This window comes from Vibrio fujianensis (assembly GCF_002749895.1).
Lineage (GTDB): Bacteria > Pseudomonadota > Gammaproteobacteria > Enterobacterales > Vibrionaceae > Vibrio > Vibrio fujianensis.
Genome location: NZ_NBUS01000054.1, coordinates 754,649 through 769,434, shown reverse-complemented (window position 1 = coordinate 769,434; position 14,786 = coordinate 754,649). Strand labels below are relative to the sequence as shown.

The following is a 14,786-nucleotide window of genomic DNA, read 5'->3' as shown; positions in this document are numbered from 1 at the left end:
GTTGCTTTGTAAAAGCTGCCACTGGCTTGTTCAACGCTATTATCTAAGTCCATATATTGATATGACCCTTCGTACACCATCTCAAAGTTTTCTGTCAACTCTTGAGCTAAGCGTATGTTAAGTGAAGCCCACTTGAATTTATCATCCTTCTTAATGCGATCTTGGCTATATTCCGCCATGAGCGCGGGAGCAAAGCGCCAATTTTCAGCAAAGCGGGTCACCCCATAACTAAAGAGACGAAGTGCTTTAGCATCATCGTTTAAATTGCCATTAGAGCCAATACCTTTTAACTCTGCGCCAAGTCCCTGACCAAGCAGTAACCCAGTTGAAGATGATCCCTCATTAAAGCCAAAGAAATCACTGCCATGATAAGAAAATAACGCATGGATCCCGTTTTCTGCCCGTTTTGTCGCTGACTCGGCGGCTACCGCTTGATCTTCATTATCTGCGGCAACCATACCGCTGATCATCACTTGCAAAGGACCGAATCGGTTATTCATGGTCGCTATGTAGTTTTCGATGTTGGTGTTGGAGCTATCAATCTCTCCAAAATCTCGCCCATAGAGAGAGAAGTTGGCTTTCCAGTTCTCGGCAAGTTGAACATCATAGACCCCAGCTCCGGTACCCGAAAGGAAGACAATATCGGAATCAAAGAAATGAATATCAAAGTTATCACGGTCAAAACGCTTACCAGCCCAAACCGTAGCATTTTCAAATGCACCACTAAAAGAGGTTAAATTAGACAGCTCCGCATAGACTTGGCGTACGTTTAACTGGCTGTCATCCGCCGTCCACTCATTATTGGTTTCTACACTATCGGCCAACATGATATGAAAGCGTGCTTTAGAGCCATCATCCAATACACGATTATGGATAAGGTTAGCTTCTAAGTATTTATCGGCTTCCAGACCTAAACGGCCAATGGGGGCTCCTAAACTGCCGGCCGCGGTCATATAAGGCCCTGTTCCTGTTGCGCCGTTAAGGTCATCATTGGTTAACAATCCTGCGCGCGCATAGCCAGTAAACTCGAATTGAGAGGCAGTATTGAAGGCCTGTTCAGCGGTTTGTTCTGTGGTCATGAGGCGTGATTCCAGCTCATTAATTCGAGTTTCCAACGCCGCAATATCATTATTTGCCCATACCGCAGAGGTTGGGAGTAGGGTTGAGGCAATGGCTAGTGCTAATGTTTTCGTTTTCATTGTGCTTTTTCTCCACATGAATTGGATGATAAATCAAGAGTTTGCAAACGTTCCCGATTGATCGTTGAATTAGCGTAGAAAAATAGACCAATTTTACCCATTTTATCCTGAATAATTCGATATAAATGAGATTTACGTTATCTTTAGTTCGATATAACTGTATAAGATGAATAGGGAACGATCCCTATAAATTAATGAAAAATTTAAGCGTAATCACACAATCGCAGTTTTTTGTGATCTGATGCATTGTGTTTGATCACACTGTTTCAAAGTCAAAAAGCGAACCTTCTTTTGACAAGAAAGCTCGCTAACAAAAAAGAGAAGAAATATGCAGTTAACGAATGAAATCAAGTAGAGCTTGCTGGGTTGGCAAAGCGGTCATCGCCCCTTTTTTCGTAGTCGCTAACGCGCCGCAGCCGTGCGCCCATAAAATCGCCGCTTCCAAATTTTGGTGCCACGGATTACTGGTGGAAAGTTGATACAATAACCCTCCCACAAAAGCATCACCAGCGCCTGTGGTATCGACAGGCTTAACTATCTTTCCTGTGACTAATTGTTGGTGTTTATTCGTGACAACTAATGCGCCTTTTGCTCCTTGAGTAATCACGACAAGAGGAATATTCAGTGCTTTTAGCGCATAGAGCCCTGCATCAATGGTCTCTGTTTGGGTGAGAAGCGTGAGTTCTTCTTCTGAAAATTTCACCACATCGGCTTTGGTCACGGCCTGCATGACCACATCAATGAGTTCTGAAGGATTTTGCCAGACCTCTGCACGTAAATTAGGGTCAAAACTGACGTATCCCCCTGCTTGTTTGATGCGATCGATCGCGGCAAAGGTTGAGCTACGGCTGGGTTCATTGGCGAGTGCAATTGAGCAAACGTGTAGCCATTCACCGGGATGAAATTCAGGAATATCATTGGGCTGTAAGAACTGATCGGCACTGGGTTTTACCATAAACGTAAAACTGCGTTCACCTGTGTCATCTAAATCTACCACCACGGTAGAGGTGCGCTGCTGATCATCCAACAGCAAATATGCGCTATCCACACCTTCATTGGTGAGTGTCTGCTGCATAAATCGACCAAGAGGATCGTTCCCAACTCGACCAAAAAAAGCACTCTGTCCGCCTAAGCGGGCAATCGCAACGGCAACGTTAGCGGGTGCGCCACCGGGGCATTTTAAATAGTGTTGCTCACCATCAGGAATAAGATCGACAACCGCGTCGCCTGTGACCCATACTTTACTCATTGACTGTCTCCCACAAGAATTTTCTTTAGTGTAATGGTTGAAAAAATCTTGCAAAGTCTTTCGCTAGCGGGTCTATTCTTTGACTTGCCAAATTGTGATCAATAAAGAACAAATGAATAAAATGGCGAGCTTTTTTATTTACTTTTCGGTATCGTTCCCAGTTTAATGAAAATTTCAAATTGTAGATTGACGAATATCAGGACTCAGCGCACACTGCACGCGTTTTGTGCTTCAGCTATTTCTCTTTGATTGGAGTTTTCATTATGTTCGCTCTTCCTCCTATGTTGGTTACCATCGGGCTGCTTTTGAATGAAGCAAAGTGGGGCATCCGATTTATCTTGGTGCAAGGTAGCGATTGCCTTCACAGATTCGAGCTATTAACGCGTTGATTGGTGTTTTTTGTTCGACGCACTTGGCTTCGAATGTTAATTTTTTGATCAATGTCTAAGGTCTCTATTTTAAGCATGGGCGAGACATTATGGCATAGATTATCAACGATATTGCGCTGACATGAGATCATCCTTGTTTAGCCAATTTCAACTGAAGTTATACGCTGATTATTGATGTAGATTAAGAATATCATCTGCTCAAGCTACATTTTATTGGCAAGTTACTTCAATGATTGCTAATGTGCCAAGTTCTCTATTGAGTTTGGTTTATGACCTTTATTCTGGCCGTTCTAGAAACTCAATAGTGAAGTCATGGATGCAAGATAAAAACTTGGAGTTTTTCGACGATGAATAAGAATAAAATCACTCAAACCTTGTTGCTGAGCGCAAGTTTAGCAGTGGGCACCACCTCTTTTACTGCTTTCGCAGCGAATGTCCCTCCCGGAACAAAACTAGCAGAGATACAAGAAATAGTGCGCGGCAATGGGACAGAAGTTGCGACCATTGATCCGCACAAATCGCAAGGCGTTCCCGAGTCACATGTTATCCGTGATTTGTTAGAAGGGCTGGTCAATCAAGACGCAGATGGCAATGTCATTCCTGGCGTTGCTGAATCCTGGGAAACCACAGATAACCAAACGTACACTTTCCATTTACGAAAAGAAGCAAAATGGTCGAATGGTGATCCAGTCACCGCACAAGATTTTGTTTATAGTTGGCAACGCGCACTCGATCCCGCTACGGCTTCGCCTTATGCTTGGTACATGGAATACACCAAGATTAAAAATGCCAAAGAAATTGTCGCAGGAAAAAAAGACAAAAGCACACTTGCGGTAAAGGCGTTGGATGATCATACCTTAGTCGTGGAGCTTGAAAAGGCGGTGCCTTATTTTGTCATGATGACCGGGCACACCACAATGACGCCAGTTCACCAAAAAACCATTGAGACATATGGTGACAACTGGACTAAGCCAGAGCATTTTGTTGGTAATGGAGCGTATGTGGTTAATCGTTGGGTGGTGAATGAACGACTAGTTCTGACTCGTAACGAACAATATTGGGATAATGCCCATACCGTAATCAATAAAGTGACTTTTCTTCCGATTGAAAACCAAGTCGCAGAGATGAACCGCTTTTTAGCGGGTGAAATTGATATTACTTATGAATTGCCTATTGAACACTTCCGCCGGCTGAAAAAAGAGTATCCGGAATCGGTTTCTGTGGTAGGTAATTTATGTACTTATTATTATTCATTTAATACCAAGAAAAAGCCATTTGATGATGTTCGTGTACGTAAAGCAATTTCCTACGCTATTGACCGTAACATTGTCACTGATGCTATTATGGCTCAAGGCGAAAAACCTGCTTATTTCTTAACCCCTGAAATTACTGCCGGTTTCCATCCAGAATACCCTGCTTACGGAAAAATGAGCCAAAAAGAGCGTAACACAGAAGCGGCACGCCTACTGAAAGAAGCTGGCTACGGGAAAGGAAACCCTTTGAAATTTAGCTTGCTGTATAACACTTCAGAAAACCATAAAAAAATCGCTGTCGCACTAGGTTCAATGTGGAAGAAAACACTGGGGCTTGATGTGACGCTTGAAAACCAAGAGTGGAAAACTTATCTCTCTTCAAAAGATCAAGGCGATTTTGAAGTAGCACGTGCTGGTTGGTGTGGTGATTACAATGAAGCTTCTTCGTTCTTAACTTTGATGATGAGCAATAACACAACGGGTGGTCAACATTGGGGCAATACCGATTATGACGCCATCATCATGAAAGCCTTAACATCGACTTCTGAGTCAGAACGACAAGAGTACTATGCTCAGGCCGAAGCACTGATCGCCAAAGAAATGCCGATTGCACCTATCTATCAATATGTGAAATCTCGGTTACTTTCGCCTAAAGTGGGTGGTTTCCCGTCCAATAACCCAGAAGAAAAAATTTACTCGAAAGATCTCTATATCAAAGCTGAGTAATTTTGTTGGTAACCACGAAATAACGATTGAGACACTGTATGTGCTTGCGCATACAGCGTCTACCTGTTTTCAATTGTCACAGACAGCAAGAGTGAGTTTATGTTTAAATTCATCGCAAAAAGGGTATTTGAAGCAATTCCGACCATGTTGGTGTTGATCACGATATCTTTCTTTCTTATGCGCTTTGCACCAGGAAATCCGTTTTCTAGTGAGCGTTCACTTCCGCCTGAAGTTATGGCTAATATTGAAGCTAAATATGGCTTAGATAAACCCGTCTTTGAACAATACACCACCTACCTCGTAAATGTATTACAAGGGGATTTTGGCCCCTCTTTTAAATATTTAGATTATTCGGTGAATGAACTCATTGCAGTTGCTTTACCTGTTTCGGCAAAAGTAGGATTGGTCGCGTTTATCTTTACCCTCATTATGGGGGTCAGTGTGGGGACTATCGCCGCCTTAAAACATAACACTTGGATCGATTACACCATTATGTCGACGGCGATGTTAGGGGTGGTGATGCCCTCATTCGTGTTAGCCCCAGCCCTGATTTATCTATTTTCTCTACACTGGAATTTATTTCCGGCGGGCGGATGGATGGATGGCAGCGCGAAATACTTAGTGCTTCCCGTTATAGGGATGTCTTTACTGTATGTTGCCACCTTTGCACGGATAACCCGTGGTTCCATGATTGAGACACTTAACAGTAATTTTATTCGCACAGCGCGAGCCAAAGGGTTGAGTTACCGGTACATTGTAGTGAAACATGCATTGAAACCCGCGCTTTTACCCGTGGTATCTTATATGGGGCCTGCTTTTGTCGGTATTATTACCGGTTCAGTGGTGATCGAAACGATTTTTGGCTTACCAGGCATCGGCAAACTCTTCGTCAACGCTGCGTTTAACCGAGATTATTCATTGGTGATGGGGGTAACGATTTTAATCGGTTTCCTGTTTATTTTGTTCAATGCCATTGTAGACATTTTACTCGCCATGATTGATCCGAAAATTCGCTATTAAACGACAGGGAAATAGAGCAATGTTAATAAAAAAAGATAATGTCGCGGCGATTGAAACATTTTCTGAGAATTTAGAAATAGAAGGCCGCAGTTTATGGCAGGATGCGCGTTATCGGTTTATGCGTAACAAAGCTGCAATGGTCAGTTTGGTCATTTTATCCTTAATGATTTTAGCGGTGATTATTTTACCCATGATGGCCCCTTATGCATTTGATGATACCGATTGGTATGCCATGCATGTTGCTCCTAATGCCGAGCATTGGTTTGGCACCGACAGCCTTGGACGAGATATCTATGTCCGTACTTTAATCGGTGGTCGTATCTCATTGATGGTTGGGGTGATGGGCGCGTTTGTTGCGGTGTTGATTGGTACTTTGTATGGTGCAACGTCTGGCTTCATTGGTGGCAAAGTCGATCGGGTGATGATGCGTATTTTAGAAATTTTTTATGCTGTGCCCTTTATGTTTTTAGTCATTGTTTTAGTGACCTTTTTTGGCCGTAATATTATTTTGATTTTTGTGGCGATTGGTGCCATTGCGTGGCTGGATATGGCGCGTATTGTTCGAGGCCAGACGTTAAGCCTGCGGAGCAAAGAATTCATCGAGGCGGCGCATGTGTGTGGGGTGAGCCAATGGCGGATCATTACTCGGCATATTGTACCTAATGTATTAGGGATAGTGGCGGTTTATTCAACCTTGCTGATCCCCAGCATGATTTTGACCGAATCCTTCCTCTCTTTCCTTGGTCTTGGCGTACAGGAACCGATGACCAGTTGGGGTGCGTTGTTACAAGAAGGCGCGCAAACCATGGAAATTGCTATTTGGCAACTGGCGTTTCCTGCCGCATTTATGGTGGTCACTCTCTTTTGTTTTAACTATGTCGGCGACGGTTTACGCGATGCGCTGGATCCAAAAGACAGATAACCCCACAGGAATTAGATGGTAAGGAAAGAATAATGAGTTTATTAGATGTCAAAGATCTGCGGGTGGAGTTTACCACCCAAGATGGCACCGTCACTGCGGTCAATGATTTAAACTTTTCTCTGACACAAGGAGAAACATTAGGCATTGTGGGTGAGTCCGGTTCAGGAAAATCGCAGACGGTATTTGCCATTATGGGGTTGCTGGCTAAAAATGGTCGAATCTCAGGTAGTGCTAAATTTGAGGGAAAAGAAATTCTCAATTTATCCGAGCGTGAGCTGAACAAAGTACGCGCCGAGCAAATTGCCATGATTTTTCAAGATCCAATGACTTCGTTGAACCCTTATATGAAGGTCAGCGACCAACTGATGGAAGTCTTGATGCTACATAAGGGAATGAGTAAAGCGCAAGCGTTTGAAGAATCAGTCCGCATGCTTGAAGCAGTAAAAATTCCTGAAGCCCGTAAACGGATTACCATGTACCCGCATGAGTTTTCAGGTGGTATGCGTCAACGAGTAATGATTGCGATGGCGCTGCTTTGTCGTCCTAAATTATTGATTGCTGATGAGCCAACGACCGCTTTGGATGTGACCGTTCAGGCACAGATCATGGACTTGCTCAATGAACTGAAAAAAGAGTTTAACACCGCGATCATTATGATTACTCATGATTTAGGGGTGGTCGCAGGCTCTTGTGACAAAGTATTAGTGATGTATGCCGGAAGAACAATGGAGTATGGATCCGTTGATGATATTTTTTATCGCCCTAGCCATCCTTATGCCGAAGGATTACTTAAGGCCATTCCTCGGTTAGATACCGAAGGCGATGTACTACCGACCATACCGGGTAATCCGCCTAACTTACTGCACCTACCGACAGGCTGCCCGTATCAAGAACGCTGCCATCGCGTGATGGACCGATGTATGCGTGAAGCGCCGATCTTGACACCGTTTGCGGATGGACGTCAGCGTGCCTGTTTTTCTGATTGGGAGGCTTGGACTAAATGAGCAATCAAAAATCACTCTTATTAGATATTAAAGACTTAAAAGTCCATTTTTCTATCGCCGCCAAATCAGGGTGGCCTTGGAGTAAGCCGGCGACTTTAAAAGCCGTTGATGGGGTAAACGTTCGTTTATATGAAGGTGAAACCTTAGGTGTGGTCGGTGAATCTGGTTGTGGTAAATCAACCTTCGCGCGAGCGATTATCGGCTTGGTCGAGGCAACCGCTGGCGAGGTTGTTTGGTTAGGACAAGATCTGACCCGCTTAAATGCCGTTAAGCGCCGTCAGACCCGAAAAGACATTCAAATGATCTTCCAAGATCCGCTTGCCTCACTCAACCCAAGGATGACGGTTGGAGACATTATTGCTGAGCCTTTACAGACATTTTATCCCGAGCTGTCTAAGCAAGAAGTCAAAGATCGTGTCAAGGAAATGATGGCCAAAGTAGGCCTACTGCCCAATGTCATTAACCGCTATCCACATGAATTCTCGGGCGGCCAATGCCAACGAATTGGCATTGCACGAGCATTGATTTTAAACCCTAAAATGATCATTTGTGATGAACCCGTCTCTGCATTGGATGTATCAATTCAAGCTCAGGTGGTCAATTTATTAAAAGATCTACAACAAGAGTTAGGCTTGTCACTGGTTTTTATTGCGCATGATCTTTCTGTGGTGAAGCACATTTCTGATCGTGTTTTGGTGATGTATTTAGGCAACGCGGTAGAACTCGGAGTAGCGGAAGCCTTGTTTGCTAATCCTTTGCATCCTTACACTAAAGCATTAATGTCAGCCGTACCCATTCCTGATCCTAAAATTGAACGCAGTAAAACCATTCAAATGTTGGAAGGGGATTTACCCTCACCGATTAACCCGCCTTCAGGTTGTGTTTTCCGTACTCGTTGTCCGCAAGCGAATGACGCCTGTGCGCAAATTCGGCCCAGCATTCAAGGTGACGATCAACATGCGGTCTCTTGCCTGCAGGTTAATTTGTAATTAACCAATATACCTTCCTACTTGAAGCTGCAGGGGTGTCGGCTACGTTCGTTCACCCCAACCACATCGCCTGTCTATGCTTATGGGGATGATGAGAGCCATCTGTGGTTCTCATCAAAGGCCAGCCTACGGCTGTTCAAGTTTGTTCCAGACAAATTTGTCACTTACTTGCCGCCTAACTGCAACTCCAAGTGGTTTGGGTATCGCCCTTTATGTCCCTAGCCATATAGGTTAGGGATAATGTAAATAGTAATATTTTCCTCTTTTTACTCGTATTGTTTCAGTGTTTTTCTAGCATCCTTGATATTTTTTAGTCAATTCGCAGTAAATTCGTCTCATTGTGAACCAATGCAACGACGGTAATAGCGCTTTGATTAGTGTGATATATATCACTCTATTTGCTGATTATATCAAGCGAATGATAAGTTAAATTAGAGTTAATGCTCTGTTTTGTCTCACGGTTGAGATTAAAGATTTAAATCAATAACTTTGATGTGATTTTCGGTAGACATATTAATCTTGAATGCTAAAGTTGCCTTATTGAAATTAATTTTGGTGATATTGCTCCAAATTTTCGTTTATATGATAAAAAAAGGAAAATTCCATGTTGACAAAACTATATGTTAAATCTCGCTTACTGTTGGACTCTTTCGCTCAAGATCAACGCGGTGTTACCGCCATTGAATATGCGATTATCGGGGTGGCTATATCAGCAATTGTTTTGGCCGTATTCGGTGGTGATGGAGATACGGGTTTGAAAGCATCCCTTATCAGTGCTCTAGATACCATCACCGATAATATTAATAAAGCAGCAAATGTCACCCAAACACCTTCATCTTAGAAATTACCTTTAAATACAGATGAAGATACTTTATTTATTATTGATGACTTTAATTTTATTTATAGTTTGTAAATCAGATATAGCGTCAAGAAGTATACGGAATCAGTATTTTATATATCTAGGTGGGCTACTACTCTTAGGCTGGTTAACCCAGCCTAATTGGTCTGTTCTGCCCTATACCTTGGCGATTTTATTAATCGGTTTAGTACTGTTTTATTTTCAATTATTGGCTGCGGGAGATACTAAACTTTTGGCAGTCCTCAGTTTAGGTATTCATCCGGATTATCTGCCATTGACCATAGTTGGTATCACAGTGATAGGTGGAATTATGGCTCTTGGTTACTTGCTTTATGGTCTTTGTACCGATTTAACAGCAGTACGCCAGAAAGGTATTCCTTATGGAGTTCCCATTAGTTTAGTTGGCGGTTTTGCCATTTATCTCTCCTCTTTATAATTTCTCTCACTTGGGACGGTGAAATGAATTCCAAGCTTTTAATCGCATTGGCTCTCCTTGCGATAGCCGCTGGTGGCTATGGATTATTTGCCCCAGCTACGCCTCCTCCGGCTCAATCTACGTTGGCGGTAGAGTCACAACCTGTGCCCGCTAAGCAGTGGCAAGTATGGTTTGCTCGCCATCCATTAGAAAAAGGACAACAAATTACTCGAGCGGATCTTGAACTACGTTCAATGGATGAGCGTCAAGCGCTCGCGTTGGGAGTCAATCAAGATATCACGATAGATTTTGCGCCAGAGATGCGGATTAACCAGCCCTTGGCTCAAGGAGGGGTGGTGTGGCCAGAAATGCTATTACGGCCTAATCAAGCTGGCTATATCGATCTTATTTTAACGCCAGATCATGTTCCTTTTCCTCTGCAGGTAAAAGCGGAATCGGTCATTGGTGGCGTGATTCGACCGGGATCCTTGGTCGATGTTTTAGCGCTTGCTTCTTTAAAGCAGAATTTAGCTAATGATCAAACTGTGCGCAGTTTTGAAACGGTCTCCTTAGCTCCGGTTTTGATGGGAGTCAAAGTGCTGCAAGTGAACCAACAGCAACTCATAGAAGGAAAAGGACGCGAGCAAGCAACAACGTCACAGGCCAGTGTCATTTTAGAGTTGACCCGTAAACAAGTGGCCACCTTAACCATTGCTCGGCATATTGCACAGTTAGAGATCCACCTCTCTAGTGGTCATCGTAAAGCGAGTGAGCTTTCGGCCAATGCGGGTGATGTACTCAATGACTACAAAGCCATACAAGAATATCGGGCAGATAAAGCCACGGTACGCTAAGGAACGGATTATGATTCATCGCTATTTTTCTTTATTACTTTTCATTCTACTGGGTGTGCTGAGTTTACCTGTCAATGCACAACGAATGCTTAACTTAGCGGAAGGTGATGCGCAAACCTTAAGGACGGAAGGTGAAATCCAATCGATTTTTATTTCTGATCCTAACGTGGCTGATTATCAAGTCATTGATCGACATACGGTGGTTGTTTTTGGCAAACAAGTGGGTAATGTAAATCTGATCGTTTTTGGTGAAAACAGCCAAACACTAACTAGCCGACGATTAGTGGTCAATAAAAGTATGGTGCATATTCAACAGCAAATTCAAATGAAGTATCCACATGCGGAAGTCACGGTTTACAATTTAGGTGAACAGGTGGTGCTCAGTGGTATGGTCGCAAGCGAAAAAGAACGTGATGAAATCAACCTGTTGGTTGGGGAGTTATTGGGAAAAAATTCTATTGATAGTGATGTGGAATGGAAACTCGGTGATAACAGTTACAAAATGGAGTTTATGCAGCGTCGTCGCTTTGAAGGGGTGGTGAATAATATTGAAGTAGCCAGTACAAAGCAGGTGAATGTGAAATTATCGATTGCTGAAGTTTCTCAATCGTTTATGGAGAAATTCGGCATTCAGCTTGGAAGCAGTGGGCAAAATAGTGGGATTTTTGTCAATCCGCTCAGGCAATTTAGCAGCTCTGACATCATGACGCTGATCAGCGCTATAGGAGATGATACCGTTGGGCAAGTGTTAGCCGAGCCTAATTTATCGGTTATTTCGGGAGAAACCGCCAGTTTTTTAGTGGGGGGAGAATTACCGGTCGTTACTATCGTTGATGGTGGTACGAATGTTCTTTATAAAGAGTTTGGTGTCCGATTAGAGATGATGGCGAAAGTACAACGTGACGATAAAATTCGCCTCTCACTGATGCCCGAAGTCAGTTCGCTAGATACTCAATACGCCAATGATACTTACAATTTACCTGCCTTAAAAACTCGTCGCGCAAGAACCACCGTTGAATTAGGCGATGGACAAAGTTTTGTTTTGGGGGGGTTACTCAATAAAGAAGAGAGCGAATTATTGAGAAAAATTCCTTTTATCGGCGATATTCCTATCCTGGGTGCATTATTTCGTCATACCGAAACCAGCCGTAACAAAACTGAATTAGTCATCATTGCCACAGTCAATTTAGTTCAACCCATTCAACCATCTGGCATTCAGTTACCGAGTATGCAGCGTACTTCAACGTTAGAGCGTTTCTTTGCTCTAGACCCGGAAAAAAGCCCAGTAGAACAGCAGTTGAGCCAGCAAATTCTCGCCACGGGAGGGTTTAAGCAATGAAAAAATCAATGGTAATGTTTGGACTTTTATGGGTTCTTATCGGTTGTAGTTCTGGTCGCCCGGATCAATCTGGCCCTGCAATAGAGGTCTATCCTGTGCTTACCTCACTGGCTTTACAAACCAACCGTCAGCAGCTTGCGAAGGCACAAACGCGATTAGATGATTTTTTACATGAACAGCATGCCGCATTGGTGACGCAGCAAATCGTTCTATATTGGCGTACTCCTGATGGCGAACGTTTTGCAATAAAAACTCGGCAGAAGTTACGTCGTTTAGGGGTGGCTTCTGAGCAGTTACGTCTCGAAAAATCTTCTAATAGTTTTGGACAACATTTTGATTTTAAAGTAGACATTCTAGCACATAAAGTGGTTGTTCCGGTCTGTCCCTATGCTCAGGTGAGTCGTTTTGGTCAAGAAGGAACCGGATGTTTTATAGAAAGTTCACGCTGGCAGTCGATGGTTAATCCCCAAAAAATGCTCCAGTCAGAAAGTCACCTTCAGCACGGGAGTCGCTAAATAATGTTTGATTTAGTCGATTTACTCAGCAAAAAGCAGCAAACTGAAACCATAGAGCAGCAAAAAATCACCTCGGTGCTATTTTATCAAACCGCTGAATGTCAAGAATTGGTGCAAGAAGCCTTTCGATTTGAAGGTATTGTTCCTCCAGCAATGGCGAAAAACCAAGATGATCAAATTGCTGAACATGTGCGTCAGTCAGATATTGAGATCGTGATTGTTGAGCTAAATAATAGCCGAGATGTCAGCGCTGATGCAGAGCGAATTAGCCACTTATTGCCTAACCATGCTTCAGTTATTGTGGTGGGCAGTGAAGATGCGATTTCGACCATTCGTAATTTAAAAGCGATGGGTTTTTATTATGTTTTTTGGCCGGTCAGTAAGCAAGAGTTTATCGATTTTGTCCGTAGTGTTTATGATAACCGACAGCGTAGTAGCCACCGAGGCCCTGGAAAAAAACGTCGAGCCAAATACATTAGCATCTTAGGGACAAAAGGTGGCGTAGGAGCCAGTTTGATTACTGCGGAAGTGGCATACCAGTTGAGTAGCGCTCGTAAAACCTCGTGTTTGATTGTGGATCAAAATTACTACGGCGGTAACTTAGATATCTTGATGGGGATTCGTAAATTAGAAAAACGGAAAATCCAAAAAGGTTCACTTGCTTCGTCATTAGACAGTGCTTCTGCACAAAGTTTATTACACAAACAGAATCCGATGTTGTCTATGTTGGCTATCACGTCGGAACAGTTAGATACCTTATCTTTGCTGGATTACTCCAATGTTGTGGTGGATCAGCTTTCAGAAGAGGTTAACTTTATCTTAGAAGACCTTTCCTCTTCGGTTGGATTTAGCTTAGAAGCCGATAAATTTCTTGCTCATGCAGACATGGTGGTGTTGGTGATTGATCCGACCGTTTCTTCAGTGCGAGAGGCTGCACGTTTGAAAGAGCGAGTGCATAAACTCAATAGTAACCCTGCGCTACGCTTAATTACGGTTCTTAATCATACGGTTGCCAGCAAGTTAGCAACGGCAGGAAGGCAAGAAGCAGAAACCATTCTTAAGCAGCCGATCGATGTAGAGATCCCTTACTGCGAAGCAATTAATACCACCATTTTAGAAGATAAACGTGTTGTTGCATCCAAATTGAAAGCGGCTGAGCCGTTGAAACAATTGACTTGCTTATTATTAGGCGAAACGCTTGTTCAAGCCAAGGGAAGCTTATTACAACAAATTCAGCAATGGTTGAAAAAATCATGATCGGCGCAAAAGCAATTTATGTCGGACTACGCAAACAAATTTTTGATGCGTTGGAGCCCGAAGCTATCGCGCAGATGAGTAAAGAGCAGCTCGCCAAGCAGCTTGATGGTGCGGTTGAATTATTGATTGAGCGTGAACGGTTAACGGTACCAAAAGTGATCCGTCAAGAATTTGTGAAAAACTTGGTGGATGAGCTTGTTGGGTTAGGGCCCCTACAAGCGTTAATGGACGATGAATCCATTAGCGATATTATGATCAATGGCCATGAAAATATTTTTATTGAGCGTGGTGGATTGGTTGAAAAAGCCCACATAGATTTTATTGATGAAAGACAATTACTAGATATAGCAAAACGAATTGCTGCACGTGTTGGTCGACGGGTGGATGAGTCGTCCCCAACTTGTGATGCACGCTTACAGGACGGAAGCCGAGTTAATATAGTGATTCCGCCGATAGCCATTGATGGCACTGCCATTTCCATCCGTAAGTTTAAAAAGCAAAGTATAGACCTTAGCAAATTATGCGAGTTTGGAGCGATGAGCCCTGAAATGGCTCAGGTATTAATGGTTGCAGCTCGCTGCCGATTAAATATTTTAATTTCAGGAGGGACTGGCTCGGGGAAAACGACGATGCTAAATGCGTTATCTCAGTTTATTTCTGAAAACGAACGTATTATTACCATTGAAGATGCAGCGGAATTGCGCTTACAGCAACCTCATGTTGTGCGCTTAGAAACCCGCACAGCAGGCATTGAAAATACTGGGTTAGTTAACCAGCGAGACTTAGTCATTAACTC

At 43.2% G+C, this 14,786-nt stretch carries 14 protein-coding genes; 12 read left to right on the top strand and 2 right to left on the bottom strand.

Annotation, left to right across the window (positions count from 1 at the left end; all coding sequences use genetic code 11):
* Window positions 1-1,199 (bottom strand): carbohydrate porin (locus B7C60_RS16655; RefSeq protein ID WP_245869633.1); only part of this gene is annotated, 1,199 nt, incomplete at its 3' end.
* Between the two features lie 334 nt (window positions 1,200-1,533).
* Window positions 1,534-2,448: an aminoimidazole riboside kinase gene (locus tag B7C60_RS16650; RefSeq protein WP_099612606.1), complete on the bottom strand. Its 915-nt coding sequence runs from the start codon at window positions 2,446-2,448 to the stop codon at window positions 1,534-1,536.
* Window positions 2,449-3,184: 736 nt separating this feature from the next.
* Here B7C60_RS16650 and B7C60_RS16645 point away from each other — a divergent pair.
* The 12 genes from B7C60_RS16645 to B7C60_RS19875 all read left to right on the top strand — a co-directional run.
* Complete coding sequence (locus B7C60_RS16645) at window positions 3,185-4,816, top strand: ABC transporter substrate-binding protein (protein ID WP_099612605.1); 1,632 nt, start codon at window positions 3,185-3,187, stop codon at window positions 4,814-4,816.
* Window positions 4,817-4,915: 99 nt separating this feature from the next.
* Window positions 4,916-5,836 (top strand): oligopeptide ABC transporter permease OppB, encoded by a 921-nt coding sequence (gene oppB / locus B7C60_RS16640; RefSeq protein WP_099612604.1) that lies wholly within the window; start codon window positions 4,916-4,918, stop codon window positions 5,834-5,836.
* 19 nt (window positions 5,837-5,855) lie between these two features.
* Window positions 5,856-6,758: an oligopeptide ABC transporter permease OppC gene (gene oppC, locus B7C60_RS16635; RefSeq protein ID WP_099612603.1), complete on the top strand. Its 903-nt coding sequence runs from the start codon at window positions 5,856-5,858 to the stop codon at window positions 6,756-6,758.
* Between the two features lie 32 nt (window positions 6,759-6,790).
* Window positions 6,791-7,762 (top strand): ABC transporter ATP-binding protein, encoded by a 972-nt coding sequence (gene oppD / locus B7C60_RS16630; RefSeq protein WP_172953258.1) that lies wholly within the window; start codon window positions 6,791-6,793, stop codon window positions 7,760-7,762.
* Window positions 7,759-8,751, top strand: a complete 993-nt coding sequence (oppF, locus tag B7C60_RS16625; RefSeq protein ID WP_099612601.1) for a murein tripeptide/oligopeptide ABC transporter ATP binding protein OppF — start codon at window positions 7,759-7,761, stop codon at window positions 8,749-8,751. The genes oppD and oppF overlap by 4 nt, the downstream gene beginning before the upstream one ends.
* 604 nt (window positions 8,752-9,355) lie before the next feature.
* Complete coding sequence (locus B7C60_RS16620; protein ID WP_099612600.1) at window positions 9,356-9,592, top strand: Flp family type IVb pilin; 237 nt, start codon at window positions 9,356-9,358, stop codon at window positions 9,590-9,592.
* A gap of 19 nt (window positions 9,593-9,611) precedes the next feature.
* Complete coding sequence (locus B7C60_RS16615) at window positions 9,612-10,046, top strand: prepilin peptidase (protein ID WP_099612599.1); 435 nt, start codon at window positions 9,612-9,614, stop codon at window positions 10,044-10,046.
* A gap of 23 nt (window positions 10,047-10,069) precedes the next feature.
* Entirely contained in the window at window positions 10,070-10,879 is an 810-nt protein-coding gene (cpaB, locus tag B7C60_RS16610; protein WP_099612598.1) for a Flp pilus assembly protein CpaB, read from the top strand.
* 10 nt (window positions 10,880-10,889) lie between these two features.
* Window positions 10,890-12,218: a type II and III secretion system protein family protein gene (locus tag B7C60_RS16605; RefSeq protein WP_099612597.1), complete on the top strand. Its 1,329-nt coding sequence runs from the start codon at window positions 10,890-10,892 to the stop codon at window positions 12,216-12,218.
* Window positions 12,215-12,733, top strand: a complete 519-nt coding sequence (locus B7C60_RS16600) for a hypothetical protein (RefSeq protein ID WP_099612596.1) — start codon at window positions 12,215-12,217, stop codon at window positions 12,731-12,733. Before B7C60_RS16605 ends, B7C60_RS16600 begins: the two co-directional genes overlap by 4 nt.
* 3 nt (window positions 12,734-12,736) lie before the next feature.
* Window positions 12,737-13,990 (top strand): CpaE/TadZ family protein, encoded by a 1,254-nt coding sequence (locus B7C60_RS16595; protein ID WP_099612595.1) that lies wholly within the window; start codon window positions 12,737-12,739, stop codon window positions 13,988-13,990.
* The coding region (locus B7C60_RS19875) for a TadA family conjugal transfer-associated ATPase (RefSeq protein ID WP_245869632.1) at window positions 13,987-14,786 on the top strand (800 nt) is incomplete at its 3' end. The genes B7C60_RS16595 and B7C60_RS19875, both read left to right, overlap by 4 nt.